At 73.2% G+C, this 26136-nt stretch carries 24 protein-coding genes; 4 read left to right on the forward strand and 20 right to left on the reverse strand.

What is annotated here, in order from left to right; translation table 11 throughout:
* Positions 1-103 precede the first annotated feature (103 nt).
* From ACZ67Q_RS28960 to ACZ67Q_RS28980, 5 genes are all read right to left on the reverse strand, one after another.
* Entirely contained in the window at positions 104-778 is a 675-nt protein-coding gene (locus tag ACZ67Q_RS28960; protein ID WP_471187962.1) for a response regulator, read from the reverse strand.
* Complete coding sequence (locus ACZ67Q_RS28965) at positions 775-2178, reverse strand: sensor histidine kinase (RefSeq protein ID WP_471187965.1); 1404 nt, start codon at positions 2176-2178, stop codon at positions 775-777. The genes ACZ67Q_RS28960 and ACZ67Q_RS28965 overlap by 4 nt, the downstream gene beginning before the upstream one ends.
* Positions 2171-3358, reverse strand: coding sequence for an acyltransferase family protein (locus tag ACZ67Q_RS28970; protein ID WP_471187968.1), 1188 nt, complete (start codon positions 3356-3358; stop codon positions 2171-2173). The genes ACZ67Q_RS28965 and ACZ67Q_RS28970 overlap by 8 nt, the downstream gene beginning before the upstream one ends.
* Positions 3351-4349 (reverse strand): alpha/beta hydrolase, encoded by a 999-nt coding sequence (locus ACZ67Q_RS28975; protein ID WP_471187970.1) that lies wholly within the window; start codon positions 4347-4349, stop codon positions 3351-3353. Before ACZ67Q_RS28975 ends, ACZ67Q_RS28970 begins: the two co-directional genes overlap by 8 nt.
* Positions 4350-4494: 145 nt before the next feature.
* Positions 4495-5367, reverse strand: a complete 873-nt coding sequence (locus tag ACZ67Q_RS28980) for an alpha/beta hydrolase (protein WP_471187973.1) — start codon at positions 5365-5367, stop codon at positions 4495-4497.
* A 197-nt stretch (positions 5368-5564) separates the two neighbouring features.
* Between ACZ67Q_RS28980 and ACZ67Q_RS28985 the strand changes: the two genes are divergently transcribed.
* Positions 5565-6167 carry a TetR/AcrR family transcriptional regulator gene (locus ACZ67Q_RS28985; RefSeq protein ID WP_471187976.1) on the forward strand — a complete coding sequence of 201 codons (603 nt, stop codon included), beginning with the start codon at positions 5565-5567 and terminating at the stop codon, positions 6165-6167.
* 331 nt (positions 6168-6498) lie between these two features.
* On the opposite strand, the gene kynU is transcribed toward ACZ67Q_RS28985, so the two are convergent.
* The 11 genes from kynU to ACZ67Q_RS29040 form a co-directional block, all read right to left on the reverse strand.
* Positions 6499-7680 (reverse strand): kynureninase, encoded by a 1182-nt coding sequence (kynU, locus tag ACZ67Q_RS28990; RefSeq protein ID WP_471187979.1) that lies wholly within the window; start codon positions 7678-7680, stop codon positions 6499-6501.
* Positions 7673-8512, reverse strand: coding sequence for a tryptophan 2,3-dioxygenase family protein (locus ACZ67Q_RS28995; RefSeq protein ID WP_471187981.1), 840 nt, complete (start codon positions 8510-8512; stop codon positions 7673-7675). Before ACZ67Q_RS28995 ends, kynU begins: the two co-directional genes overlap by 8 nt.
* 177 nt (positions 8513-8689) lie before the next feature.
* Entirely contained in the window at positions 8690-9103 is a 414-nt protein-coding gene (locus ACZ67Q_RS29000; RefSeq protein WP_471187983.1) for a DUF3151 domain-containing protein, read from the reverse strand.
* Between the two features lie 13 nt (positions 9104-9116).
* Positions 9117-11141 (reverse strand): WD40 repeat domain-containing protein, encoded by a 2025-nt coding sequence (locus ACZ67Q_RS29005; RefSeq protein WP_471187986.1) that lies wholly within the window; start codon positions 11139-11141, stop codon positions 9117-9119.
* Positions 11142-11406: 265 nt separating this feature from the next.
* Entirely contained in the window at positions 11407-12429 is a 1023-nt protein-coding gene (gene fbaA / locus ACZ67Q_RS29010) for a class II fructose-bisphosphate aldolase (RefSeq protein WP_471187988.1), read from the reverse strand.
* A 132-nt stretch (positions 12430-12561) separates the two neighbouring features.
* Complete coding sequence (gene pyrE / locus ACZ67Q_RS29015) at positions 12562-13110, reverse strand: orotate phosphoribosyltransferase (protein WP_471187990.1); 549 nt, start codon at positions 13108-13110, stop codon at positions 12562-12564.
* 20 nt (positions 13111-13130) lie between these two features.
* A complete protein-coding gene (locus tag ACZ67Q_RS29020; RefSeq protein ID WP_471187992.1) occupies positions 13131-13919 on the reverse strand; it encodes an aldose epimerase family protein in 789 nt (262 codons plus the stop codon).
* 191 nt (positions 13920-14110) lie between these two features.
* A complete protein-coding gene (locus ACZ67Q_RS29025) occupies positions 14111-15019 on the reverse strand; it encodes an SRPBCC family protein (RefSeq protein ID WP_471187994.1) in 909 nt (302 codons plus the stop codon).
* A gap of 371 nt (positions 15020-15390) precedes the next feature.
* Positions 15391-17037 carry a polyamine aminopropyltransferase gene (locus ACZ67Q_RS29030; protein ID WP_471187997.1) on the reverse strand — a complete coding sequence of 549 codons (1647 nt, stop codon included), beginning with the start codon at positions 17035-17037 and terminating at the stop codon, positions 15391-15393.
* 177 nt (positions 17038-17214) lie between these two features.
* A complete protein-coding gene (locus tag ACZ67Q_RS29035; protein ID WP_471188000.1) occupies positions 17215-17733 on the reverse strand; it encodes a DUF2617 family protein in 519 nt (172 codons plus the stop codon).
* A gap of 418 nt (positions 17734-18151) precedes the next feature.
* Positions 18152-18517: a hypothetical protein gene (locus ACZ67Q_RS29040; RefSeq protein WP_471188002.1), complete on the reverse strand. Its 366-nt coding sequence runs from the start codon at positions 18515-18517 to the stop codon at positions 18152-18154.
* Positions 18518-18685: 168 nt separating this feature from the next.
* Between ACZ67Q_RS29040 and ACZ67Q_RS29045 the strand changes: the two genes are divergently transcribed.
* On the forward strand, positions 18686-19882 hold the full coding sequence (locus tag ACZ67Q_RS29045) for a pyridoxal phosphate-dependent aminotransferase (RefSeq protein ID WP_471188004.1): 1197 nt from the start codon (positions 18686-18688) through the stop codon (positions 19880-19882).
* Between the two features lie 18 nt (positions 19883-19900).
* Here the strand turns inward: ACZ67Q_RS29045 and ACZ67Q_RS29050 are convergent, their stop codons facing one another.
* Together ACZ67Q_RS29050 and ACZ67Q_RS29055 are read right to left on the reverse strand one after the other, a co-directional pair.
* The gene (locus ACZ67Q_RS29050) at positions 19901-20227 is read right to left on the reverse strand and encodes a winged helix-turn-helix domain-containing protein (protein ID WP_471188007.1); all 327 of its coding nucleotides are present in this window, start codon (positions 20225-20227) and stop codon (positions 19901-19903) included.
* Positions 20224-20673, reverse strand: coding sequence for a hypothetical protein (locus ACZ67Q_RS29055; RefSeq protein ID WP_471188009.1), 450 nt, complete (start codon positions 20671-20673; stop codon positions 20224-20226). The genes ACZ67Q_RS29050 and ACZ67Q_RS29055 overlap by 4 nt, the downstream gene beginning before the upstream one ends.
* A gap of 286 nt (positions 20674-20959) precedes the next feature.
* Between ACZ67Q_RS29055 and ACZ67Q_RS29060 the strand changes: the two genes are divergently transcribed.
* Positions 20960-22096 carry a hypothetical protein gene (locus tag ACZ67Q_RS29060; protein WP_471188106.1) on the forward strand — a complete coding sequence of 379 codons (1137 nt, stop codon included), beginning with the start codon at positions 20960-20962 and terminating at the stop codon, positions 22094-22096.
* 10 nt (positions 22097-22106) lie between these two features.
* On the opposite strand, the gene ACZ67Q_RS29065 is transcribed toward ACZ67Q_RS29060, so the two are convergent.
* Positions 22107-22637, reverse strand: coding sequence for a YbjN domain-containing protein (locus tag ACZ67Q_RS29065; protein WP_471188011.1), 531 nt, complete (start codon positions 22635-22637; stop codon positions 22107-22109).
* Between the two features lie 140 nt (positions 22638-22777).
* Here ACZ67Q_RS29065 and ACZ67Q_RS29070 point away from each other — a divergent pair, with 140 nt between their 5' ends.
* Positions 22778-23242, forward strand: a complete 465-nt coding sequence (locus tag ACZ67Q_RS29070) for a hypothetical protein (protein ID WP_471188014.1) — start codon at positions 22778-22780, stop codon at positions 23240-23242.
* Positions 23243-23429: 187 nt separating this feature from the next.
* On the opposite strand, the gene clpB is transcribed toward ACZ67Q_RS29070, so the two are convergent.
* On the reverse strand, positions 23430-26027 hold the full coding sequence (clpB, locus tag ACZ67Q_RS29075) for an ATP-dependent chaperone ClpB (protein ID WP_471188016.1): 2598 nt from the start codon (positions 26025-26027) through the stop codon (positions 23430-23432).
* Positions 26028-26136: the final 109 nt, after the last annotated feature.

Here is a 26136-nt window from a genome sequence, read left to right on the forward strand (position 1 = left end):
GCTTCACACGGTAGGCCGGGCCGGGTGCCGCGGTCGTCACCAGTGAGAGGGGTCCTGCCGGGTCCGTCTCAAGTACTACGGGCGCCGGCCCGGCCGGCCCGCCTCAGTAGCCGGAGGGCCGCACCAGGCCCGACTCGTAGGCGAACACCGCCGCCTGCGTGCGGTCGCGCAGGCCCAGCTTCACCAGGATGCGGCCCACATGGGTCTTCACGGTCTGCTCCGCGACGACGAGACGCTGGGCGATCTCCGCGTTGGACAGGCCCTGCGCGATCAGCGCGAGCACCTCCGTCTCGCGCTCGGTGAGGTCGGCGATCCGCTCCTTCAGCGGGGCGCGGGGCGTGCCGTCGAGTCGGGTGAACTCGGTGATCAGCCGCTTGGTGATGCCCGGCGCGAGCAGCGCGTCCCCGGCCGCCACCACCCGCACCGCCTCGGCCAGCTGGTCCGCGGAGGCGTCCTTCAGCAGGAACCCGGCCGCACCGGAACGCAGCGCCTCGTACACGTACTCGTCCAGGTCGAAGGTGGTCAGCACCAGCACCTTGACGTCGAGGGTGGCGGCCTTGATGCGGCGGGTGGCCTCGATGCCGTCCATCTCGGGCATGCGGATGTCCATCAGGACGACTTCCGGGGCCAGTTCCGCCACCTTCGCCACCGCGTCCCGACCGTCGACGGCCTGCCCGATCACCTCGATGTCGGGCTGGGTGTTGAGCAGCACGGTGAAGCCCTGGCGGACCATCTGCTGGTCGTCGGCGATCAGTACGCGGGTGGGACCGCTCGTCATACGAGGTCGTCTCCTGTCGGGAAGATGAGTTCCACGTCGTATCCGGGCGGCGGCACCGGCCGTTCGGCGAACGGAATGCCGTCGCGGGGCAGGAACGCGGAGACGGCGAAGCCTCCGTGCAGGGTCGGGTGGGCGAGGACGTGGCCGCCGAGCATCGTGGCGCGCTCGCGCATGCCGAGCAGCCCGTGCCCGCTGCCCGAGGAGTCGGTGGCGGGCCGCGTCGGACGGGAGTTGATCACCCCGAGGTAGAGACCGCCGGGAAAGTGGACGACCTCGACGCGCACGGCGGCACCCGGCGCGTGCCGCAGGACGTTGCTGAGCGCCTCCTGCACTATGCGGAACGCGGACAGCTCCACCCCCGGCGGATACGGCACCGCGTCGCCCCGGATCTCGGTGCGGATCTCCAGGCCGGCGGCACGGGTGTTGTCGATGAGGCTGCCGAGCCGGTCCAGCGTGGGCTGCGGGGCGTCGGGCGCGGCGCCCGGACCGGTGGTGTCGCGGCCCTGTCCGAGCGTGCCGAGGTCCTCGGGGAGCTCCGAGCGCAGCACGCCCAGCACCCGGCGCAGCTCGGTCAGCGCCTCCAGCGCGTTCTCCCTGATCCCGGTGAGGTTGTCCCTCAGCTCCTGCGGCGGGTCCTCGACCAGGTGGGGCGCGACCTGCGCCTGGATGGAGATCACCGACATGTGGTGGGCCACCACGTCGTGCAACTCCCGCGCGATGCGGTTGCGTTCCTCCAGCAGGGCGCGCCGGGCCCGCTCCTCGGCGGTCAGCGTGGTCTGCTGCACCAGCTGCGCGCGGGCCTCGCGGCGGCCGCGCAGGGCGATGCCGAGCACCACGACGACCGAGGAGAGGACCACCGCGAGCAGCCCGGTGGGCGTGTAGACGGTCGCCCCCCACAACCCCTGCACGACATAGGTGAACAGCGCGGTCACGGCCAGCGCCTCGACCGAGACCCGGGTGCGCACCCGCAGGGCGAGCAGCAGCAGGACGGCCATGTGCCCGATGATCCCGGCCGACGACCAGGGCCAGGTGAAGCCGTGAGCGCCGCCGGCCAGCAGCTGGCGCCGCACCTCCACGGCGCCCACCACCGTGCCCGCCATGGACAGCCACCACGCCGGGACCGGCCGCCACAGCGCGAACACCACCGCACCGCCCTGCGCGAGCCCGATCAGCAGGGCGAGCTGCCCGCCCACCCCGCCGTCGTTCCCCAGCTGCGCCACCGCGCCGAAGGACACCCCGAACGCGACCAGGCACAGCAGGCCGTGCGGGAACCAGCGCAGCCACACGAACGGCGGCAAGGGGTCCGCGCGCAGCGTCCACAGGTCGTCGCGCAGCACCCTGAGCCAGCGCAGCACCGCCCGGCCCACCCCCGATTCCGTCACGCCGCCCAGCCTAGACATGGCGCGCCTGTCCCGAGGTCCGCCGGTCCCCGGGCCGGTGCGCCCGCACCACCCGGGACCGGCCCCGCGAACCGCCCTGCTCGTGCCACCTGAAGGCGGTCCAGCACACCCCCAGCACCACCGCGAACACCGGCAGCCACACCAGCCGGACCGCCACCCAGTCGAGGCCGTCGGGCGCCGTGTGCAGACCGGGCAGCCGTCCCACGAGCAGCGCGCCGGCCGTGGTGGCCATCAGAGCCGTCTGGTGCCACAGGAAGATCGTCATCGCGGACAGGTTCACCAGCGCCACCGCCGCCCACGCCGGCGGCCGGCGCAGGGCCCGGCGCAGCCGGCCGCGCACCAGCAGGGCCAGGCCGCACTGGGCCAGCCCGAACGTGACGGCGGCCAGCGTCGGCGGGTCGAGGTTGGACACCGTCGCACCCGGCACCCCGACCATGGACGCCGGATAGCCCGCCCACGCCACCAGCGCCGCGGTCACCGCCGCACCCCCGCCCAACAGCAGCCACCCGGCCCGCCGCCGCTCCAGCTCACCCCTCGTCCACGCGGCGCCCAGCGTGTAGGGCACCATCCAGCCGGCCGCCACGTTCACCCCACCGAGCCAGGCCGGGCCGCCGAGTCCGAAGCGCACCAGGTCCACGTGGAGGACGACGGCGAGCGGCCACAGCGGGTTGAGCCGGGTCAGCAGCGGGGTCGCCGCCGTCAGCCCCGCGAACACCAGAAGGAACCACAAGGGCGACAGCGCCAGCTTGACCAGCGTGCGCACGGTGGCCGCCTCGGCGCCGGTGACGACCAGCGCGGCCGCCTCCACCGCCCAGAGCACCAACAGGGCAGCCACCGGCCGGAACAGCCGCCCGAGCCGGGCCGTCAGCCACCGCCGGTAGGGAACGCCCCGCTGCCGTGCCGCCGCCAGACCACGGGTGGCGGAGTGCCCGCCGACCAGGAAGAACACGGCCAGGGTCTGGAACACCCAGGAGACCGGTGCCAGCCACGGCATGGAGGTCAGCGGGCTCGCGGTGTGCAGGGTGCCGCCGTCGGCGACGAGCGCGGTCACCAGCCAGTGCCCGAGCACCACACCGAGGATGGCGACGGCCCGCAGCGCGTCCACGGCCCGGTCCCGGTCGGCGGGAGTCGCGGCATCGATCCGGGCGGCGGCACGGCGAAGGCGTGTTCCCTCACGCACGGGACACCTCCGCCTGCTCGCCGAGCACGATCCGGGCGAGGTTCGCGAGGGACACCGAGCCCGGCCGGAAGTAGTCGCTGTGCCCACCGTCACCGGCCGCGAAGACCCGGGCGCCGAACGCCGGGTCCACCGGGTCCGTGCCGAACCCGACGGTCGCGCCGAAGAAGTTCGCGCGCACGTGGGGCACCTCGGCCACCCAGTCGTCGCCGCCGCGCTCCGCCCACACCCGGGCCGTCGTGTGCAGGGCGGTGACGTCGTCGGCGCCCGTGCCGGGGCTGCCGATCAGGGCGATGTCGTCGACGGCCAGCCTGTCGGCGGCGCGCCCGCAGACCACGGAGCCGTAGGAGTGGCACAGCAGGGTGACGTGGGCCGTGCGGCCCGCGACGGCATGCAGGTGCCGTAGGAACGTCCTCAGTGCCGTGGCGGCTTGCTCGGCTCTGCCGGTCGTGAGGACGGCCGTGCTGACTGTGCCCGGGGTCTCGTAGCCGAGCCAGGCGACGACCGCCGTGCGTGTGCCCGGCGGGGCCTCCCCTGCGAGGCGGGCGGCCAGCGCGGTCGCCGTCGCGCGGAAGCGGGCGTACGTGTCGAGGGACGTGTCCGACCCCGGCACGAGGACGGCTGTCCGGTCGGCGCGCGTCAGGTCACCGAACACCTCTGTGACCCGGCCCGTTCCCCGGCCGTCGAAGGCGAGCAGCTGCCGCGAGGGGTTCGCCAGGGCGTGTTCCGTCCGCGCGCGGCCCCTGTCGCCGTGCGCCGCGGCCATCCGGGCCGCCTCCAGGGCGTTGGCACGGTTCGCCGCGTACGCCTGCGGCAGTGTGGCCGCGGTGACCTCGGCGAGGCGCGCGGGCGCCGGCGCCGGGATCTGCGGGCGGGCCGCTCCGGACAGGGGCACGACGACCGCGGTCGTGATCAGCGCGGCCAACAGCGCCCGCAGGACGCGTCCGCGTCGCCCGGGCCCGTGCTCCTGCGTGCCGAGCTCCCCCGTGTCCATCGTCGCCTCCCCACCGCGCGGCCCGCCCATCGGACCCGCCTGGCAAGGAAGTTACGGAGCGTGAAGCGTCGTCCGCGTCACGCCGTGGAGCTCATCTGCTGCGTAGCTCTCAGGTATGACGGGTACGACGCCCGCTCCCGCCGCCTCACCACGCCAGCTGGGCGATCTCCTCCGCGACCACCGCGCACGCGTCCGCCGCCGGGTCGATCAGCGGGAAGTGGCCCACGTCCTCCAGCAGCGTCAGGCCCACCACCTCCCCGGCCTTCGCCGCCGCGTCCGCGTACGACTCGGCGACCGCCTGCGGGACGTCGAGGTCGGCGCGACCCTGGACGAGCGTGGTCGCGATGCCGGTGGGCAGCAGCAGAGCCGGATCCGCGTACGGCCGACGTGCGGCGAACGCCTCCTCGCCGCCCAGCAGTTGACGGGACGCGCCCCCGCACACGTCCAGCTTCTCCGCGACCGTGAAGTCCGCGATCGGGGCGAGGGCGACCACACCACGCAAAGGCGCCGGGCCGTCGGTGCGCCAGGGCGCGTCGGCGGGCAGCACGTGCCGGGCGGCCGCCCACAGGGCGAGGTGGCCGCCGGCGGAGTGGCCGGTGACGACCGTGCGGCGCGCGTCGGCCTGCGGCAGCGCATCACGGACCAGGCCCGGCAGCGCGTCCAGCGCGGCGGCGACGTCGTCGAACGTCTCCGGCCAGCGGCCCGCGACCGCGTCACCCTCCGTGGCGCTCCCCCGCCGGTACTCCACGCTGGCCACGGCGAACCCGCGCCGCGCCAGGAAGCCCGCGAACGGGCTGATGTGCCGCCGGTCGTACGGCGCCCGCCAGGCGCCGCCGTGCAGGACGGCGACCAGGGGGGCGTGTGCGGTCGGGCCCACCTGGACGCGCGGGGCGTAGAAGTCGATCACCTGGTCGGGGTGGTCGCCGTAGGCGGCGGTGGTGTCGGGGGCGACGGGCGGGTGCGAGAAGGCCGACTCCTCCTCGGCGGCGGCCCGGGCTGCTGCGACGTCGTCCGGCATGCTCCAACCTCTCAGCGATGAAACGTATTTGGCGGACCAGAAGAGACGGACCAGGAGGAAAATTCGGCCGTTGGCCGGGACGGTATCAGGCCGATGACGTGCGGGGACACGCGGATGTCACGCTCGGTGAGGGTTAAACGGTTCTGCTGTTTCGTTACGCTGACGGGGTAACCCGTACGTGCACCAAGGAGGCCGTTATGTCCGCCGAACCCGGCACCGTACGTCCCGGCGGCCGTACCGCCCGTGTCCGTACGGCCGTGCTGCGCGCGGCCGGGGACGTGCTGGTGGAGCACGGCTTGCACCGGCTCGACCTCGCGGACGTCGCGCGGCGGGCGGAGGTCGGCAAGACGACCGTCTACCGGCGCTGGGGCTCCGTGACCGGGCTGGTCGCCGATCTGCTCGCGGACATGGCCGAGCAGTCGCTGCCACGGGAGGAGACCGGGACGGTCCTCGGCGACCTGCGGGCGAACGCGTCCCTGGTGCAGCGCACGCTGGCCGACCCCCGGCAGGGGCCGCTGTTCCGTGCGGTGATCGCGGCAGCGGCGTGCGACGCGCGTACGGCGGAGGCGCTCAGACGGTTCTACGAGGTGCGGGTGGCCGAGTGGGCACCGTGCGTCGAACAGGGCGTGGAACGCGGGGAGTTGCCGCCGGGCACGGAAGCGTCGACGGTCGTCCGAGCGGTCTCGGCCCCCCTCTACTACGAACTGCTGACCACCGGCACGGCCCCCACCCCCGCCGCCGCGGACCGAGCGGCCCGAGCGGCGTACGAGGCGGCGAGGGCCGGGGTGTACGCGGCATGACGCCCGCACCGGCGTACGGGACCCGCACCACAACGTCGGTGCACCCGCGTACGGCGGTGAGGGGCCGGGGTGGGGGGTGTCCGCCCGCAGCGTCCGGCACCGGGCAAGGGCGCCGTCCTCGGAAACGGCCGGCCGGACCGAGGACGGACACCCCCCACCCCGGCCCCGCCCCACAACGCACCGCAGGCGCGACCGCAACCACCCACCGGGCAGCAACGGGCCGCCGCAGGCACAAACAGGGGCGCGGGGAACTGCGCGACCAGCCACAACGCACCCGCAGACGAAAGACGACCCGGCGCCGCAGGCTGCCGCAGGCACCCGGCGCCGCAGGCTAAAGCACCTCCGCCAGCACCCCCGCCGCCCGCTCCACGTCCGCGAAGCCCACGTACAGCGGCGTGAAGCCGAAGCGGAGGACGTCGGGGGCCCGGTAGTCGCCCACCACCCCCCGCTCGATCAGCCGCTTCATGACGTCCCCGGCGTCCGCGCACCGCAGCGCGACCTGGCTGCCGCGCTCCGCGTGCGCCACCGGCGTGACGGACTCGACAAGCCCCTCACCCACGTACTCCGCGACGCACTCCAGGAAGAAGTCCGTCAGCGCGAGCGACTTGGCGCGGACCGCCTCGATCGACACCCCGTCCCAGACGTCCAGCGCCGCCTCGAGGGCCAGCATGGACAGGATGTCCGGCGTGCCCACACGCCCCCGCAGCGCACCGTCCGCCGGCGCGTACTCCGGTCGCATGCCGAAGGGCTCGGCGTGGGAGTTCCACCCCGGCAGCGGCGAGTCGAAGCGGTCCTGCAGCGAGCGGCGCACGTACAGGTACGCCGGCGAACCCGGCCCGCCGTTGAGGTACTTGTACGTGCAGCCGACCGCCAGGTCCACCCCGTGCTCGTCCAGCCCCACCGGCAGCGCCCCCGCGCTGTGGCACAGGTCCCACACCGCGACCGCGCCCGCGCCGTGCACCGCGGCCGTCAGCGACGGCAGGTCGTGCAGGCGCCCGGTGCGGTAGTCGACGTGGTTCAGCAGCACCGCCGCGGTCCGCTCCGACAGCGCGCCCGGCACCTCGGCCGGTGTCAGCGCCCGCAGCGTGCACCCCGTCAGCCGGGCCGCCGACTCGGCGATGTAGCCGTCCGTGGGGAAGGTCGAGGCGTCGACGAGGATCTCGTCCCGCCCGTCCCCGGCCAGCCGCACCGCGCCGACCAGCGCCTTGAACACGTTCACGCTGGTCGAATCGCCCACCACGATCTGCCCCGGCGCCGCGCCGACCAGCGGTGCGATCCGGTCGCCGATCCGCTCGGGCGCCGTCCACCAGCCACTCTCGTCCCAGGAGCGGATGCGCAGCTCGCCCCACTGGCGGCGGACGACGTCCTCGACCCGCCCCGGGACGTGCGCCGGCAGCGCGCCGAGCGAGTTGCCGTCCAGGTACACCACGTCATCGAGGACGAACCGGCCGCGTACGCCCGCGAGTTCGTCCGCGGCGTCCAGCTTTCCGGCCCGCTCCGACAGTTCAGACATGAGACCTCGCCGTCCACAGCTCCGGGAACACGTTCTTCTGCGCGCGCTTCTCCAGCCATGCCACACCGGCCGACCCGCCGGTGCCCTGCTTGGCGCCCATCGCACGCCGCGTGGCCGTCAGGTGGTCGTTGCGCCAGCGCCACACCAGCTCCGCGACATCCGTCAACGCCTCGCCCAGCCGGGCGAGTTCACCGTTCTGGTCGCCGGAGTAGATCTCCGCCCAGGCTTCCTCGACGGCGTCGGACGGCTCGTACTTGCGGGACACGTCCCGCCCGAGCACCGACGCCGGAATGCCGTACCCGCGACGGGCGAGCAGCCGCACCACCTCGTCGTACAACGACGGCTCGTGCAGCGCCTTCTCCAGTTCCGCGTGGACGCGGGGCGCGCCGCGGTGCGGCACCAGCATGGACGCGGACTTCTCGCCGAGCAGGAACTCCAGCCGCCGGTACATCGCGGACTGGAAACCGGAGCCCTCGCCGAGCGCGGACCGGTAGGAGTTGAACTGCTGCGGGGTGAGTCCGCCCAGCGGCTTCCAGGAGGCGTTCAGCGCCTCCAGCTCGCGTACGGAACGTTTCAGCGCATCGATCGCCACCGGCACCCGGTCCTCGCGCAGGGCGCGCGCGGCCGTCTCCCATTCATGGACGATGACCGTGAACCACAGCTCCATCACCTGGGTGGTGACCAGGAAGACCATCTCTCCGGGATCGTCGGAGAGGGTGTGCTGGAGGTGGGTGAGCACATCCGCCTTGACGTAGTCCTCGTACGGCGTGGTGTCCTCGAAGTCGAGATGCGGGGTCTGAAGCTCGTCTGTCCGGTGAGCCTCGTGGGACATCGCTGTCTCCTGTTGTGCACTCCGGGTAGCGGTCCGCCCCTGCCGTTACCGGCACGGGGGCCCCGGTCCCCACCCGCATCCTCCGCAATCACTCGGAAATCGGCAAGGCCCGCCCCGTCAAAGGCGGGCCCACCTGGGAAAACGTTCAGCCCAGCGGCTCGGCGAGAAGCAAGCCGCTCAGCCCAGCGTCTGCGCCGCCGTCGCCGAGGAGTCCTTCAGGAACTGCGAGCAGCGCTCGTACTCCTCCTCCTCGCCGATCGCCTGCGCGGCCCGTGCGAGGCCGTGCAGGGCACGCAGGAAGCCGCGGTTCGGCTCGTGCTCCCACGGCACCGGGCCGTGGCCCTTCCAGCCGTTGCGCCGCAGCGCGTCAAGGCCGCGGTGGTAGCCCGTACGGGCGTACGCGTAGGACTCCACGGCCGCGCCCCGCTCGAACGCGTCGTCGGCCAGCTGGGCCCAGGCGAGGGAGGACGCCGGGAACCGCGCGGCGACCTCGGCGGGCGGGGTGCCCTTGGCGAGGAGCTCGCGCGGCTCCGGGTCGTCGGGCAGGTGGGTGGGGGGCGGACCCCCGAGCAGGTTCTCGTGAAGGGACATGGCATCCAGTCTGTCACCGGGTGACGTTGAGGTACTTCCACGGTCCGGTGACGCCGGCGTTCACGTTGTCCCCGTTGTAGCCGTCGACGTACACGGACCGCACCCGGGCACGGAAGCCCGCGGCACCGTCGTTGTCGAGGGTGAGGTACATCTTGCCGTCGCTGCCGAGCTCGTAGAACTCGGAGAAGCCGGTCTGCCAGGCGCCCTGCACGTACACCTGGAAGTCGATCCGCGTGTAGCGGCCGGGGTAGGCGTTGTGCCAGGTCGTGATCAGCGCGTCGGTGCTCTCGTGGTAGGTCTGGTACCAGGTGGTGCCGATCTTGGTCCACTTGTAGTGGCGGGACAGCGTGGTCGTCACCCCGGCGCGGGTGTACACCCCGGACCTGGCCGACGCGGCGCCGTTGCGGGCGTCCCCGGCGAAGACCGCGGTGACGGTGGTGTCGCGGTTCATCCACATGGACGCCGACAGCTTGCCCTGGGCGTCGACCGTGCCCCGCTTCAGCAGCCGCTTGGGCTCGTACCCCCAGGGGTCGGCCCAGATCTCCACGACCCGGTTCCTGTACGTCGGGCCGAGGGTGGCCGTGTACGTCACCGTCGTGCCGTAGTTCACGAGCGTGCCGTTGCGGTCGAGGCTGATCGCGGTCGGCTTGTAGGCGACCTTCGCCCGGGCGATCCCGGCGGCGGCCGCGTGCTCGGCGTCCCCGGCGTAGGCCACCTTGTAGGTGACGGTGCCGGCCGCGGTCGGGGTGTCGGTGAAGGAGTACGCGCCGTTCGCGCCCAGCGGCTTGGTGCCGAGTGCCTTGCCGTTCGGGGCCTCGGCGTCGTACCGCGTCACCGTGAGCGGCGTGCCGGCGGGCAGCTGCAGGCTCGCGGTGACGGTGCCGGAGACGGTGAGCGCCTTGTCGAGCGCGGCCGTGCCGGGCGCCTGGACGGTCACGACGGGCGCGGACTTCACCGGCTCGTCCATCCGCTGCAGCCGCAGGCCACCGCGGTCGTTGCGGGTCACCGCGAAGAGGCGGCTGCCGCCGGGCTCCCAGGCGAGACCGCCGTCGACCAGCTCGTCCCCGCCGCCGTTGCCGATGTAGCCGGTGCCGGGGAAGTCGTAGTGCCGCACGGCGGTCTGCTCACCGGGGCGGTAGACGAAGACGTCGTCGCCGTACGCCGCGTCGGAGCCCGCCGCCACGGTGCCGTCCGGGGCGACGGCCACGGCGGCGCCGTGGTACTCGCTCGGGTAGCCGGCGACCTGGGTGAGGTCCGAGGTCTGCCACACGGAGTGGCTGTTGCCCGGGTTGGCCGTGATCAGGCGGGTGCCGTCCGGCGTGTAGGCGAGGTCGTTCGTCATGCCGCGTGCCGCGTCGGTGCTGCCCTCGGCGCGCGCGGTGCGCACCGCGCTGCCCGTCGTCACGTCGTAGGTGGCGAGGGCGAAGTTGTTGGAGTACGAGCCGGCGGCGGCGATGACGTTCGGGTTCGCCGGCGAGGCGACCAGCCGCGGCGCACCCGAGTAGGCGGTCTCGGTGTCCTGGCCGAGGGCCACCGCCGGCTCGGCGCCGGAGACGTCCAGCGAACCGATGTCGCCGTCGTCGTCGCCCCAGGCGCCGTTCGCGAGGTCGCTGCCGTAGCCGAACCAGATCTTGCCGCCCGCGAGCGCGAGGAAGCGCGGGTGGGTGCCCGCGCCGGTCGCGTACCGGGCCTGCTCGGTGACCGCCCGGGTGTCCAGGGCGACGACGGCGTCGGCGCCGGGTACCGCGGCGTACAGGCGGTTCGCGTCGTCGGACAGGGCGAGGCCGGTGACGCCCGGCAGCGCGTCGGCGGTGGCCAGCACGGCGCCGGAGTAGTTGGTCGCGACGACCTTGCCGGCGGACGGGTCGCTGATGAAGATCCGCTGGTGGACGCCGTCCACCACGACGTCCCCGGCGCTCTTGAGCGGCAGCAGCAAGCTGCTGTCCGCCGCCGCGGAGCCGGCCGTGCCCGCGACGAGCGCCGCGGAACTGCAGAGGACCGCGAGCGCCGTCGCGGCCGAGAGAGAGCGCTTACGCACGATGTAGGAGACCCCCCAATGGTCCACGCGTCCCGAAGGGGGACGCGGTGAAGCGCAGCGTAGAACATGTCCCTGACATCACGCCCGCGGGTATCACCTCCGGCGGCGTCCGCGGACCCGGGCACGCCGAAGGCCTCCGCGCCGCTGCGGGAGCCCCTCGGACACCGAAGCCGCGCGCCGATGCCGGAGCCCCCGCGCACGCCGAAGGCCCGGCGCCGTACCGCAGTACGGCCGCCGGGCCTTCAGGTGACTTCTTCCGGACCGCTTACTTGATGCGGGTGCCGGTGGAGCGCAGGTTGTTGCAGGCCTCGACGACACGGGCGGCCATGCCCGCCTCGGCGAGCTTGCCCCAGGTGCGCGGGTCGTAGGTCTTCTTGTTGCCGACCTCGCCGTCGACCTTCAGAACACCGTCGTAGTTGGTGAACATGTGCGCGGCGACCGGACGCGTGAAGGCGTACTGGGTGTCCGTGTCGATGTTCATCTTGACCACGCCGTTCTCCAGAGCGGTCAGGATCTCCTCCTCGGAGGAGCCGGAGCCGCCGTGGAAGACGAAGTCGAACGGGGAGGCCTTGCCGTACTTCGCGGCGACGCCCTCGTTCAGCTCCTTCAGCAGCTCGGGGCGCAGGACGACGTTGCCCGGCTTGTACACGCCGTGGACGTTGCCGAAGGACGCGGCGAGCAGGTAGCGGCCCTTCTCACCGAGACCGAGGGCCTCGGCCGTGCGGATCGCGTCGTCGACCGTGGTGTACAGGGAGTCGTTGATCTCGTGCGTGACGCCGTCCTCCTCGCCGCCGGTCGGGGTGATCTCGACCTCGAGGATGATCTTGGCGGCGCGGGCCTGCTCGAGCAGCTCCTGCGCGATCGACAGGTTGTCGGCCAGCGTCTCGGCGGAGCCGTCCCACATGTGGGACTGGAACAGCGGGTTCAGACCGGCCTCGACACGCTTCTTCGACAGCGCCAGCAGCGGACGTACGTACCCGTCGAGCTTGTCCTTCGGGCAGTGGTCGGTGTGCAGGGCGATGTTGACGTCGTACTTCTCGGCGACGATGTGCGCGAACTCGGCCAGGGCGACCGCGCCGGTGACCATGTCCTTGTTGTGCTGGCCGCCCAGGAACTCGGCACCACCCGTGGAGATCTGGACGATGCCGTCGCTCTCCGCCTCCGCGAAGCCGCGCAGGGCCGCGTGCAGGGTCTGGGAGGAGGTGACGTTGATGGCCGGGTAGGCGAACTTGCCTGCCTTCGCCCGGTCGAGCATCTCGTTGTAGACCTCGGGGGTTGCGATGGGCATCTGTCCGCTCCTTGTATGTGCGGGTGGGCGTGTGGTGCGTTACGGCCCTGACCTAGACCATGGGGGCGACGTCATCGTCGGCCCCATCTTCCCAGACTCGGCCGGAAGGTCCAGGCACGGTCCAGGGGCCGGTCAGTCCAGGCCCAGCTCGTCCTTGCCGTAGGCGTACAGGTACGGCACCCCCGCGCCGTCCTGGATCTTCTCCGCGGCACCGGTCGCCCGGTCGACGATCGTGGCCACGGCGACGACCTCGGCGCCGGCCTCGCGCACGGCCTCGACGGCGGTGAGCGGCGAGCCGCCGGTCGTGGAGGTGTCCTCGACGACGAGCACCCGGCGGCCCGCGATGTCCGGGCCCTCGACGCGGCGCTGCAGGCCGTGCGCCTTGGCGGCCTTGCGGACGACGAACGCGTCCAGCTTCTGCCCGCGCGCGGCGGCGGCGTGCAGCATGGCGGCGGCGACCGGGTCGGCGCCCATGGTGAGGCCGCCGACCGCGTCGAACTCCAGGTCGGCGGTCAGGTCCAGCAGGACCTGGCCGACGAGCGGAGCCGCCTCGCCGTCGAGCGTGATGCGGCGCAGGTCGATGTAGTAGTCGGCCTCCAGACCCGAGGAGAGGGTCACCTTGCCGTGCACCACGGCCTTGTCCTTGATCTGCTGCAGCAGCGCCGCGCGAACGTCCGTCATGCCGACCAGCTTAAATGCGCTCAAAGGCGCCGCCAGCTCCAGGTGGTCGTGGCCTCCAGCGGCTCCAGGGGCGTGACCAGGCGCGGGGCGGTGTTCAGCCCGTTCGGCGGGCCGGTCTGCGGCTCCACGCAGACGGCCTCCTGCTGCTCGTCGTAGACGACCACCCACTCCTCCCGGCTGGTCACCTTCAGCTCCAGCTGCCCGGGCCAGGTGAGGGTGACGTCGACGCCACCGGGCATGCCGAAGCAGTCGTCCCAGGGGCCGGGCTTCGGCTCGATCCGGTTGCCGGTCGGCAGATGGTCGTCGCCGCGCTCCTCCTGCCAGGCGGGCGAGAAGTCCAGCGTGACGTCCTCGCCGCCCAGGTTCCGGTGGAACCAGGGGTGCCAGCCGATCTGCGCCGGGAACGACGAGTCGTACGTCTCGATCGACATCGTCAGCGTCAGGGAGTCCGGGGCGAGGGCGACGACCTGCGTGACACGGCCGGGGTAGGGCCAGGGCTCGACCAGGTCGTACGTCAGGACGGCCTCGTCGGCCGTGTCACGGGCGGTCCTCCAGGCGCCGTCGCGGGCGGTGCCGTGGATGGCGTGCGGCGGGGAGTTCAGCGGCATCTGGTGCTCGGTGGCGCCGTCCCGGAACCGTCCCTCCCGGATCCGCCCGCACCAGGGCACCATCGGGAAGCAGCCGTAGCGGTCCCCTTGGCGCAGCAGCTCCACACCGCCGACGCGCACCGATCCGATCCGCCCACCGCTGCCGGGCCGCACGACGACCTGCGCGTCCCCCGCGCTCAACGTGATGTCTTCGTTACTCACGGGACGACAGTACTGGGGGCGGGGCGGCGCGGGGGCGACGGGAGGGGGACGGCGGCGCGGGGCGGGGGCGCCCGGACTGAGGCGGTGAGCCTCCAGCGGCGTCGATCCGGCGCCGTGCGACCGGGGCCGCCGGCCGGCGGCGTCGGCGCAGGGCGGTGACGGTCAACGACGGCGGCGCACGACGAGGACTGTCAACGACGGCGGCGCAGGACGCGGCCGACCACGATCGCCGACGCCACCGCCGCCACCGCGGCGGGGGCCATCCAGCGCAGGGTGGAGGTCGCCGAGGCCGTCTGGGGGGCCGGGACCGGTGCGTAGCGGCCGCGGGGCGGCGCGTGGTCGACCTCCTCGGCGCTGCGGCCGATCATCGTGCGGCGGGCGTGGGCGGCCTCGGCGGGCGGCCGACCGGGCTCGGTGTAGTCCGCCGCGGCGTCCTCCTGCGGCTCGGCGTGATCCGCCGGGGCGTCGGCCGACGGCTCGGGGGCCTCGTCGGCGCGCGGGTCCAGGGAAGGCGGCGGCACCTCCGCGTCGAAGACGGACGGTGCCGGCGCGTCGTCGGCGTCCGGCGCGGTCTCGAAGTCGGTGGTCGCGGCCGGCTCGAAGTCCCCGGCGGACAACTGCTCGGGTGACTCGGGCGCGCTGTCCGCGGCTTCGGCGGCCCCCGCCTGCGTCCCCTCCTGCCCCAGCCGCTCCGCGAACCGGGTCAGCAGCCGGGTGAGCGCCGCCTCGACCTCGTCCGCGGGGAGTTCGGTGATACGGCCGTCCGCCGTCGCACCGCCCTCGAAGGTGAGCGTGGCGCCGCCCTCGGCGTCCGTGGCCCGCACGGTGAGCGTCAGCTTCACCGTGCCGCTGCCGCGCGCCTCGCCCGCGTCGCCGTCGACCGCGCAGGAACCGTCCTCACGACCGCTGACCCGCAGGGTGCCGCGGTAGGTGACGGAGTGGCCGCCGACCCGCAGCTTCAGCCGCCCGGCGATGTCCGTGCCGTCTTCCGCGCCGGCGTCCCGCTGGAGTCCCGGCACCGCCCGGGCGATCCGCGCGGGGTCGGCGAGCGCCGCCCGAAGCCGCTCGGCTGGGACGGGGACGAACACCTCATGCTCCATGTCGACGGAGCCTACCCAGCGGGCGGCGAAGTGCACCCCCACGCGCCTGGATCCCCTTGCCCTCCCCCTTGCGGACTACCGCGGAAGTTGCAGGAACCCGCACGACTACCCCCTGGGTTGCGCCCAAGATCAGCCGAGCGCGGGATTCGGCCCGGCACCACGGCCCGTACCTTCGGTGGCGAGCGACCCGACCGGGGGGAAGGGTGCGGCCCGTCTCTCGGGGGAGAGGCGGGCCGCCACGCGTGCGCGCGAAGGGGAATGGCGGCCGCCACGCGTGCGTGCCAAGGGAATGGCGGCCGCGATGCGGCGCGCCAAGGGAAAAGGCGGCCGCCACGCGTGCGCCAAGGAAGAGCCGCCGGTACCGGGGCCGGTCAGCCCCGGTACCGCGGGTGCACCAGCGTCGACGGCGGCAGCCCCGGCACCCGCGTGGCCGCCGCGGCGCGCGCGTCGGCGGCGAGCGCGCCGGGGGTCAGCGTCGCGGGACGGGGCCCGTCGGGGTCCAGACGCAGGGCGGGCGGCCGCGCGCCGGTACCGGCCAGGACGAAGCCCCAGTCCCCCGGCGGATGGGACACCCCCGCCGTACGGTCCGGTCCGGCCGCGAACCCGGAGTCCCGGCCTCCCAACCGGTAGGACACGGTCCACAGCCCCGCCGCCCGCAGCGTCGACTCCACGGTCCAGAACACGCGGGGCCGCGCGGCGACCGGCCCGGCGTGCACGACGAGCCGCCCGCCGGGGGCGAGCACCCGCCGGGCCAGCCCGTAGAACTCCTGCGAGTACAGCTTGGTGCTGGCGGTGATGCCGGGATCTGGCAGATCCGCGATCGCCACGTCGTACGAGCCGTGGGGCGCCGTGCGCAGCCAGCCGAAGGCGTCGGCGGTGGTGACGGTGAGGCGCGGGTCCCCGTAGACGTGGTCGTTGAGCCGGGCCAGGGCCGGGTCGGTGCGGGCGAGGCGCACCACCTCGGGGTCCAGTTCGACGATCCGCAGCCGCCGCACGTCCGGATGGCGCAGCACCTCACGGGCGGCCAGGCCGTCGCCGCCGCCGAGGATCAGCACGCGCGCGTGCGGCCCGGCCATCGCGGGCTGGACGAGCGCCTCGTGGTAGCGCCGCTCGTCACGGCCGCCGACGCGCAGCCGGCCGTCGAGGAAGAGGTCGAGGGGGCGGCCCGCGGTGCCGCCGGTCAGCACGATCTCCTGGACCCCGCTCTGTACGGCGACGCGCACCCCGTCGCCGTAGACGGCATGCCGTGCGGCCCGTTCGAAGTCGTCGACCTCGGCGGCGGCGAAGGCGAGCACGCCGAGCACGACGAGGCCCACGCCGAGCAGCACCCGCCGGGCGCGCCGGCTCAGATCGCGGCGGAACAGCCCGAGGACGAGCGCGCCCCCGGCGACCACGTTGACCGCGCCGGTGAGCAGGGAGCTGGTGAGCTGGCCCAGCAACGGCAGCAGCAGGAAGGGAAAGGCGAGGCCGCCGACGAGGGCGCCGACGTAGTCGGCGGCGAACAGGTCGGCCACCGCGCCCCCGGCGTCCTGCCGGCGGACGCGCTGGATCAGCTCCATCAGCAGCGGCACCTCGGCGCCGATCAGCAGCCCGATGGCGAGCGAGAAGGCGACCAGCAGGCAGCGCGGGCCGCTCGCCCACACCCCGCCCCAGGCCCCCGTCCAGGCGAACACGGCGTACAGGGTGAGCGCGCTGCATCCGCCGACGAGGGCGAGCGCCGCCTCAAGCGCGGCGAACCCGACGGCCGCGTGCCGCCGCAGCCGCTTGGCCGCGAGCGAGCCGATGCCCATGGCGAACACCATGACCGACAGCACGACCGAGGCCTGGGTGACCGAGTCGCCGATCAGGTACGAGGCGAGGGCGACCAGTTCGAGTTCGTACACCAGTCCGCAGGCGGCGCACACGAACACACCGGCGAGGACCAGGAACCGGCCGGTGCGCGGGCGGACGGGCAGCCGCGCGGGACAGCCCCAGGGCGGCGGCGCGCCGGGCGGGGCGGGGGCGTGCTGTTCGATCACACTTGTGACGTTACGTCAGAGGTCCGCCACGCTTCGTCACCCACACGTGTGGTGTTGATCCTTCACGGGTTTGCCAGGCCGACACCCGGTACTCGGCACACGTCGACACGCAGGGATCGGGACGGCGGCCGGCCGACCCGCAGGCACCGGGACCGCGGCCGGCCGACGCACAGATACCTAGGCCGCGGCCGGTACCGGGGTGCCGACCCGCGTGCGGGTGGCCACCAGTTGGCCGTCCTGCGGGTAGGCGTGCCAGGTGCGCCAGTGGACGTGGCCCTCGTGGGCCTGCGCCAGCAGCGCCGTGAAGGCGTGCGGGCTGCCCGGGAAGACACCGGCCAGGCCGTTGGGGTGGTCGGAGACCAGGGCCAGCAGTTCCTGCGCGCGGCCCGCGAAGGAGCCCGGGGAGAGCACCTCGACACGGGCGGCGAACTCGTACTCCCAGTCGCCGACGCGTTTGGCTACACCGAGCGGCAGGGGTGTGCTGCTGCCCGGGATACAGGCCACCGTCTCCGAGCACACACCCCGCTCCTCCTCAAGGAGTACCTGGTGGGAGGCGCCGAGCAGTCTCAACTGGAGTTTGGTGCCGGTCAGTTCGAGATCGAGCGTGGCCAGGGCGGGGAGCGGTTCGCGTCCCAGGGCCCAGGCGAGGTCGGCCGCGCGCGTGTCGGTGTAGGAGGTCTTCAGGGTCGTGAGCATGGATCGGCTCCGCAAGCACGCAAAGAACAGGGGGCGTTGGTCCGTCACACCCCGGTCGACACCGGGAGATCGGCCCGGTCAGCCCGGCGGGCAGGCGTCCGCGCGAGACGTCCTGGGGACTGTCTGCCAGGCGCCGCTGGGCGGGCGGGAACTGTCAGGCAGGCCCTCTGGGCTGGGGTGGTGATGGAGAGGGAATCATGAACAGTGCGGCCGCCACAGCGTTTTTACCCAACTTCGGAGGGTTTCCATCCCTCAGAGGGCTGCAACGCTCAACTGTTCAACAACGGCGTACGCCCACCCGCGGGAGGCGTACGCCCGCGCACCGCACATGTGTCGGACGGTTCACCGCGGGACCCGGCCCAGGACCGGGCCCCGCGGCGCGGATGCGTTCCCCTGTTCGAGACTCGGCTGCCCCGTGTCAGCCGCTGCCTCCTCCGCATCCGCCCCCGCCACCCCCGCAGGACGACCCGCCTCCGCAGGACGAGCCGCCGCCGCACGAGGAGTGGCCTCCCCCGCAGGAATGTCCCCCGTGCCCGGAGTGGCCACCGCCGTGGTGCCCACCCGAGGACGAGCCGCACGACGACCCGCCGGTGTCGCCGCCTCCGGCCCACCAGCTGTTGCCGGAGCCGCTGCTGCCATAGACGGTGCCGGCGGCGGCACCACGGCGGCCCTGGTGGCCGGAGTGCCGGCGAACGCCCCGCCGGCCGCGGCGCGCGCCGGACACGATCGCCGCGATCACCGCGAAGGCGATCAGCACCAGGATGAAGCCGAAGAACACGGTCACGGCGTCACCCTCCTTCCGTTTCTCCCCCGTGGACCCGCCCGGGCGGACGCCCGGGCGGGTCCGGCGAGACGTCCCCCGTCGGCCGCCCCGCTCTTGGTGTGACCGGGAGATGCCCACCCCCCTCGTGACCCAAAGCAGAGTTGAGGAACTCCAGAGCTTCGGCGCAGGATGGCCCGCATGACCTCCAGCGCCCGCCCCCTGCTGAACCGCCGGCTCGCCGCGTTCGGGACGACGATCTTCGCCGAGATGTCCGCCCTCGCCCTGAGCACCGGGGCCATCAACCTCGGTCAGGGCTTCCCCGACACCGACGGACCCGAGGAGGTCCGCGAGGCCGCGGTGCGGGCGCTGCGCGACGGACGCGGCAACCAGTACCCGCCCGGCCCCGGCGTCCCCGAGCTGCGCGCGGCCATCACGGCGCACCAGCAGCGCCACTACGGGCTGACGTTCGACCCCGACACCGAGGTGCTGGTCACCGCGGGCGCCACCGAGGCCATCGCGGCCGCCCTGCTCGCCCTGGTCGAGCCCGGCGACGAGGTCGTGGCGCTGGAGCCGTACTACGACTCGTACGCGGCGTGCATCGCCATGGCGGGCGGCACGCGCGTGCCGGTCACCCTGCGCCCGCGTCCTGAGGAGGGGACGTTCCGCCTCGATCTCGACGAGCTGCGCGACGCCGTCACCGACCGCACCCGGCTGCTGCTGATCAACACCCCGCACAACCCCACCGGCACCGTCCTCACCCGCGAGGAACTGACCGCGATCGCCGAGCTGGCGGTCGAGCGGGACCTGCTGGTGGTGACCGACGAGGTGTACGAACACCTGGTGTTCGACGGCGCCGCACATGTGCCGCTGGCGACCCTGCCCGGGATGCGGGAGCGCACCGTCACCATCTCCTCGAGCGGGAAGACGTTCTCGTTCACCGGCTGGAAGGTCGGCTGGCTCACCGCCGCGCCCGGCCTGGTGGCGGCCGTGCGCTCGGCCAAGCAGTTCCTGACGTATGTCTCCGCCGGCCCCTTCCAGTACGCGATCGCCGAGGCGCTGAACCTGCCGGAGTCGTACTTCACCGCCTTCCGCGAGGATCTGCGCGCCAAGCGGGACCTGCTCGCGGCGGGCCTGGCCCAGGCAGGCTTCGGGGTGTTCCGGACGGCCGGCACCTACTTCCTCACCACCGACATCCGCCCGCTCGGCTTCGACGACGGGTTCGCCTTCTGCCGCGCGCTGCCCGAGCGGGCGGGCGTGGTGGCCATCCCGAACGCCGTCTTCTACGACCACCGCGAGGCGGGCGCGCCCTTCGTGCGGTTCGCGTTCTGCAAGCGCACGGAGGTGCTCCAGGAGGCGGCCCAGCGGCTCAAGGCACTGGCCGGCTGACACTCGCCCCGGCCGGCGTCACCCCTGCTGCTCGGCGCCCGCGCGCCGGGCAGCGGTGACGATCTCCTCCAGCGCCGCGAGGTGCGCCTCGAGCGCCCGGCGCCCCTCCCGCGTGAGCGCGACCCAGGTGCGCGGCCTTTTGCCGACATAGCCCTTGCGGACGCTCACATGGCCCAGCTTCTCCAGCGCGGAGACCGTCTTGCTGGTGACCGAGTCGGAGATGCCGCAGTAGTCCCGCAACACTGCGAACTCGGCCTCCGTGCAGGAGGAGAGGTAGGCGACGAGCGCCAGCCGGGTGGGGTGCTGCAACTCACGGTCCAGGGCGGGCGGCGGGGTGTCTGTCACGCGTGCTCCGTTCGTATGACGCGCCGCCCGAGGTCCAGGGCGCAGACGACGCCGAAGACCACCAGCGCGCCGGGCAGGCCGTAGGGAATCGCGGCCAGGCCGCCGACGGCGATCGTCGCGACCGGCGGCAGCAGGATCCGCCAGGCCGGGCGCCCCTCGCGCCGGGGCCAGGGCACGCTCCCGCCGTGCCGGACGCCCGCCCACATCAGGGCGAAGAAGGCGACGAAGCCGGCCAGCCCGAGCGCGAGCAGCGGCCCCGACCACTGCTCGTACCGTCCGGCGAGCCCGAAGGCGCCGAACTCGACAGCGCAGGCGACGCCCTGCGCGATCACATAGCCGCGCGGGGTGCGCTGCGCCGCCCGGGCTGCCGCCTGGGCGTCGCGCGCGGCGTGCAGGGCCGCCGCGGCGGCGTGCGGGTCGTACGGCTGGTCCGTGCCGTTGCTCATGTAGTCCTCCCCGTGTCCCGGGGCGGTGGTCGGTCCGCCCCCGTGCACTCCACTCTAGGAAACAACTTTCCACATCGGCAAGTACTTTCCCCCGTTCGGGTCACGCGACGCCCACCCCACCCGCCGCCGGCACCGTCGGCAGCCCGCCCACCGGCACGCCCCCACCCACCTGGAGGCCCTCTGCTCGCGCCGCCCCCCGTCCCGCTGCAAGGTGCGGGATGTGAGCCACGCCGGTACGACTCTCCTTCCCCCTGCCCGCAAGCGGTCCGTCGGCGCGACCCGGGTCGTGCCGGGCACCGGGGGGATCGCCACCGCGCTGGGACTGTTCGCCGTGACCCGCCTGGCCGGGGTGCTCGCGCTCGCCGCGGCCGCCCGGGCGAGCGGACGGCAGCCGCTCGCGCTGCTCGGTCGCTCCTGGGACTCGGCGTGGTACCTCGGCATCGCCGCCCACGGCTACGGCCGCACCCTGCACCCGGGCGGCGCGATCCACAGCGGCGCGATCCACAGCGACCTGGCGTTCTTCCCGCTCTACCCGGCGCTGGTGCGGGCCGTCCTGTGGCTGACCCCGCTCGGCGGCGGCGCGTCCGGGCTGGTCGTGTCCTGGGTCGCGGCCGCGGCGGCCGCCTGCGGCATCCACCGGTGCGCGGCCCTGCTGCACGGGCGCACGGTCGCCACGGTCCTCGTCGTGCTGTGGGGCCTGCTGCCGCACTCGGTGGTGCTGTCGATGGCGTACACCGAGCCGGTGCTGACCGCGTTCGCCGCCTGGGCGCTGTACGCGGTCCTGCGCCGGCAGTGGGTGTGGGCGGGAGCGCTCGCCACGCTCGCCGGACTCTCCCGCCCGAACGGATGTGCGGTCGCCGCGGCCGTGCTCGCCGCGGCCGCCTGGGAGGTCGTGCGGCTGCGCGGGCGCGGAGTTACCCACAGCCTGTGGACGGGCGCCGCGCTCGCGCCGCTCGGCTGGTCCGCGTACGTGCTGTGGGTCGGGCGGCGCGCCGGCGACCTGCTCGGCGGCTACTTCACCGTGCAGCGCCGGTGGGGTTCACGCTTCGACTTCGGGCACGGCTCGCTGCACTTCGTCCGCCATCTGCTGCTGCACGGCGACCACTTCGTCTTCGCCATGGCGCTGATGATCCTCGCCGCGGCCGCCCTGCTGTACGCGCTGCTGCTGGCCGACCGCGCGCCGCTGCCGCTGCTCGTGTACAGCGGCACCCTGCTGCTGGTCGCGGCCGGCGGGTCGGGCTTCTTCGAGTCCAAGCCGCGCTTCCTGCTGCCCGCGTTCCCGCTGCTGCTGCCGCTCGCACGCGCCCTCGCCCACACGGCGAAAGCCCGGCCCTGGCACGCGGCCGTGGTGGCCGGCGCCCTGGCCGGGCTGTCGTTCGCCTACGGGGCGTACCTGGTCGTGATCGCCCGTACGCCCCTGTAGTGCGGCAGGACTACTCCTCGCCCTCCTCGGGCTGGTCGGCGTCGTTGACCTCCTGCTCCAGGCCCAGCTGCTCGACGAGCCAGCGGTCGAACTCGATCGCGGCGCGCACCCAGCTGACGGTCGAGGAGACGAAGTGCTCCAGGCTGACGCCCATGCCGATCAGCATCTGCGCCTCGCCGATGAGGCGGACGGTGCCGTCGTCGTGGGTGTGGGTGTAGACCTTGGGCCACAGGGTGCGGCGGTTCCAGTCGTCGACGGACTCCAGCAGCTGGGGCTTCTCGTCGATCTTGTGGGGGCGGTCGTAGAACGTCCGCACCGAGAAGACCTGCTGGTCGTCCTCGCCGCGGAACATGAAGTACGTACGGAACTGCTCCCACGGCGCCGCGAGGTCACCCTCGTCGTCGACGACGTACTTGAGCTCCATCTGCTCCAGGAGCTGCTTCACGAGGTCCTGATCCGGGACGACGGGGCCCGCCGGTCCTTGCGGCTGCGGCTGGGGCTGGCCCCCGAAGTTCGGAATCGAGGACGGGTCGATGGTCACCGTGAATTTCCCTTCGTACGGATTCCGCCATCCTCCCCCAGAGGGGGAGGGGGGTGGCAAGCCCCGGCGGGGCCTGTCAGCCCTGGGCTGACATGATCCGGCCGGCCGGGCGAGAGCGCCGCGAGCGGGAGGGGAACGGCATGAAGCGGAGAAGGAACCGGTGGGGACTGGTGGCGGCGGTCGCCACACCGCCGACGCTGCTGCTGATATGGCTGGTCGTGGCGGTGGTGCGGTTCATGACCAGCGACTATCCGATGGGCGGAGCCCCGGACAGGGTCTCGTGCGACGAGGCCCTGGGCTTCGGCGGGGCGGCCCTGCCCGACGGCGCCCACGACACCGACTGCACGGTGCAGACCTGGCTGGACACGGACTACCGGGTCACCTTCCGCATGCCACGGGACGGCGTCGGGGAGTGGCTGCGGCGCTCCTACCCCGGGCAGCAGGCGCGGACGGAGTTCTGCGACGAGGGCGCGGATCTGTGCCTCCACCTGAACAGCGAAGCCCATCCGCCACCGGCCGGCGCCGGGGCGGACGCCGTGACGGTCGACGTGACCTACGAGAGCACGTCGACCGCACGGGTGCGGTTCTCGGCGTTCACCGTGTGAACCGGCGGGCGGGCCCGGTCGGCACCGGGCCCACCCCTCCGTTCCGCCCGGCGCCGGTGCGATGATGCGGGGATGCGCATACCGAGAGCGGTGCGGTGGGTGTTGTGGGCGCTGTGGTGGGGCTGCCTGGCGTTCTCCGTGTGGTTCTTCCGGGCGCTGTACGTCGCCCTGAAGTCCGTCTGAGCCGTCAGAGCGTCTTGCCCGTCGCCGGGCCCACCAGCAGCCCCTCGCCGAAGCGGTCCACGCGGACCGTGTCGCCGTCCTTGATCTCGCCGGAGAGGATCTCCTTGGCGAGCCGGTCACCGATCGCGCTCTGCACCAGGCGGCGCAGCGGACGCGCGCCGTAGGCCGGGTCCATGCCCTCGTCGGCGAGCCAGGCCAGCGCCTCGGGCGTGACGTCGAGGGTGAGGCGCCGCTCGGCGAGCCGCTTGGCCAGCCGGGTGATCTGCAGCTCGGCGATCCGGCTCAGCTCCTGCTTCGTCAGCGCGGAGAAGACCACGAGGTCGTCGAGCCGGTTGAGGAACTCCGGCTTGAAGGACGCCCGTACGACCTCCAGCACCTGCTCCTTCTTCTCCTCCTCGCTGGTCACCGGGTCCATCAGGAACTGGCTGCCCAGGTTGGAGGTCAGCACCAGGATGGTGTTGCGGAAGTCGACCGTGCGGCCCTGGCCGTCCGTCAGCCGGCCGTCGTCCAGCACCTGGAGCAGGACGTCGAAGACCTCCGGGTGCGCCTTCTCCACCTCGTCCAGCAGCACCACGCTGTACGGCCGCCGCCGCACGGCCTCCGTCAGCTGACCGCCCTCCTCGTAGCCGACGTACCCGGGGGGCGCGCCGACCAGGCGGGCGACGCTGTGCTTCTCGCCGTACTCCGACATGTCGATGCGGACCATCGCCCGCTCGTCGTCGAAGAGGAAGTCGGCGAGCGCCTTGGCCAGTTCGGTCTTGCCGACGCCGGTCGGGCCGAGGAAGAGGAAGGAACCGGTGGGGCGGTCGGGGTCGGCGATGCCGGCGCGTGAACGCCGTACCGCGTCCGACACCGCGCGCACGGCCTCGCCCTGTCCGATCAGCCGCTTGCCGATCTCGTCCTCCATGCGCAGCAGCTTCTGCGTCTCGCCCTCCAGCAGCCGCCCGGCCGGGATGCCGGTCCAGGAGGCGACGACGTCGGCGATGTCGTCGGAGCCGACCTCCTCCTTGACCATGGTGTCCCTGGCGGCCTCCTCCTCGGCCTCGGAGGCGGCCTCCAGCTCCTTCTCCAGGGCCGGGATCTCGCCGTACAACAGCTTGGAGGCGGTGTCGAAGTCGCCGTCGCGCTGGGCGCGTTCGGCCTGGCCGCGCAGGTCGTCCAGCTTCTCCTTCAGCTCACCGACCCGGTTGAGGGACTGCTTCTCCTTCTCCCAGCGGGCGGTCAGCCCGCGCAGCTCCTCCTCCTTGTCGGCGAGGTCGCGGCGCAGCTTGTCCAGGCGCTCACGGGAGGCCGCGTCGGTCTCCTTGCTCAGCGCCAGCTCCTCCATCTTCAGCCGGTCGACGGCGCGCTGGAGTTCGTCGATCTCGACCGGCGAGGAGTCGATCTCCATCCGGAGCCGGGAGGCCGCCTCGTCCACCAGGTCGATGGCCTTGTCGGGCAGGAAGCGCGAGGTGATGTACCGGTCGGACAGGGTGGCCGCGGCCACCAGCGCACTGTCGGCGATCTGCACCTTGTGGTGGGCCTCGTAGCGGCCCTTCAGACCGCGCAGGATGGCGATGGTGTCCTCGACGCTCGGCTCGGAGACCAGCACCTGCTGGAAGCGGCGCTCGAGCGCGGGGTCCTTCTCGATGCGCTCCCGGTACTCGTCGAGCGTGGTCGCGCCGACCATGCGCAGCTCACCGCGGGCCAGCATCGGCTTGAGCATGTTGCCGGCGTCCATGGCGGAGTCGCCGCCGGCGCCCGCACCCACGACGGTGTGCAGCTCGTCGATGAAGGTGATGATCTGCCCGTCGGAGTCCTTGATCTCCGCGAGGACGGTCTTCAGCCGCTCCTCGAACTCGCCCCGGTACTTCGCGCCCGCGACCATCGCGCCCAGGTCGAGCGCGACGAGCCGCTTGTCCTTGAGCGACTCGGGCACGTCCCCCTTCACGATCCGCTGGGCGAGCCCCTCGACGACGGCCGTCTTGCCGACGCCGGGCTCGCCGATGAGGACGGGGTTGTTCTTGGTGCGGCGGCTGAGCACCTGCACCACCCGCCGGATCTCCGTGTCCCGCCCGATGACCGGGTCGAGCCTGCCCTCCCGGGCGGCGGCGGTGAAGTCCGTGCCGAACTTCTCCAGCGCCTTGTACGACCCCTCGGGGTCCGCGGTGGTCACGCGACGCCCTCCCCTCGCCTTGCGGAACGCCTCCTGGAGCTTGCCGGCCGTGGCGCCCTGCCGGGTGAGCACCTCGCCGCTCTGGCCGCCCTTGGCGGCGATGCCGATGAGCAGGTGCTCGGTGGACAGGTACTCGTCGCCCAGCTCCTTGGCCCGGGCCTGGGCGTCGGCGATGACGGCGAGCAGCTCGCGGTTGGGCTGCGGCGGCGCGACGGTCGAGCCGGTCACGCTGGGCAGGGACGCGAGCACCTTCTCGGCCCCTGAGCGCACGGCGGCCTGGTCGGCGTCGACGGCCGCCAGCAGATCGACGATGTTCTCGTTCTCCTGCCCCTGGAGCAGCGCGAGGAGCAGGTGAGCAGGGGTGAGGTCCGGGTGTCCCTCGGTCACGGCCCGATTGCCGGCGGCGTTGATCGCGTCCCGGCTCCGGTTGGTCAGCTCGGCGTCCACGTTCGCTTCTCTCCTCCTACGCGTGCTGGGGTCAGCCGTCTCCCCGTACTGACTCAGTCAACGTACACAAAGTTGAGTCTATTCCACTCAAGGCAGGGAGGGGAGGGGT

It is taken from the genome of Streptomyces sp. NPDC036813, assembly GCF_055609245.1.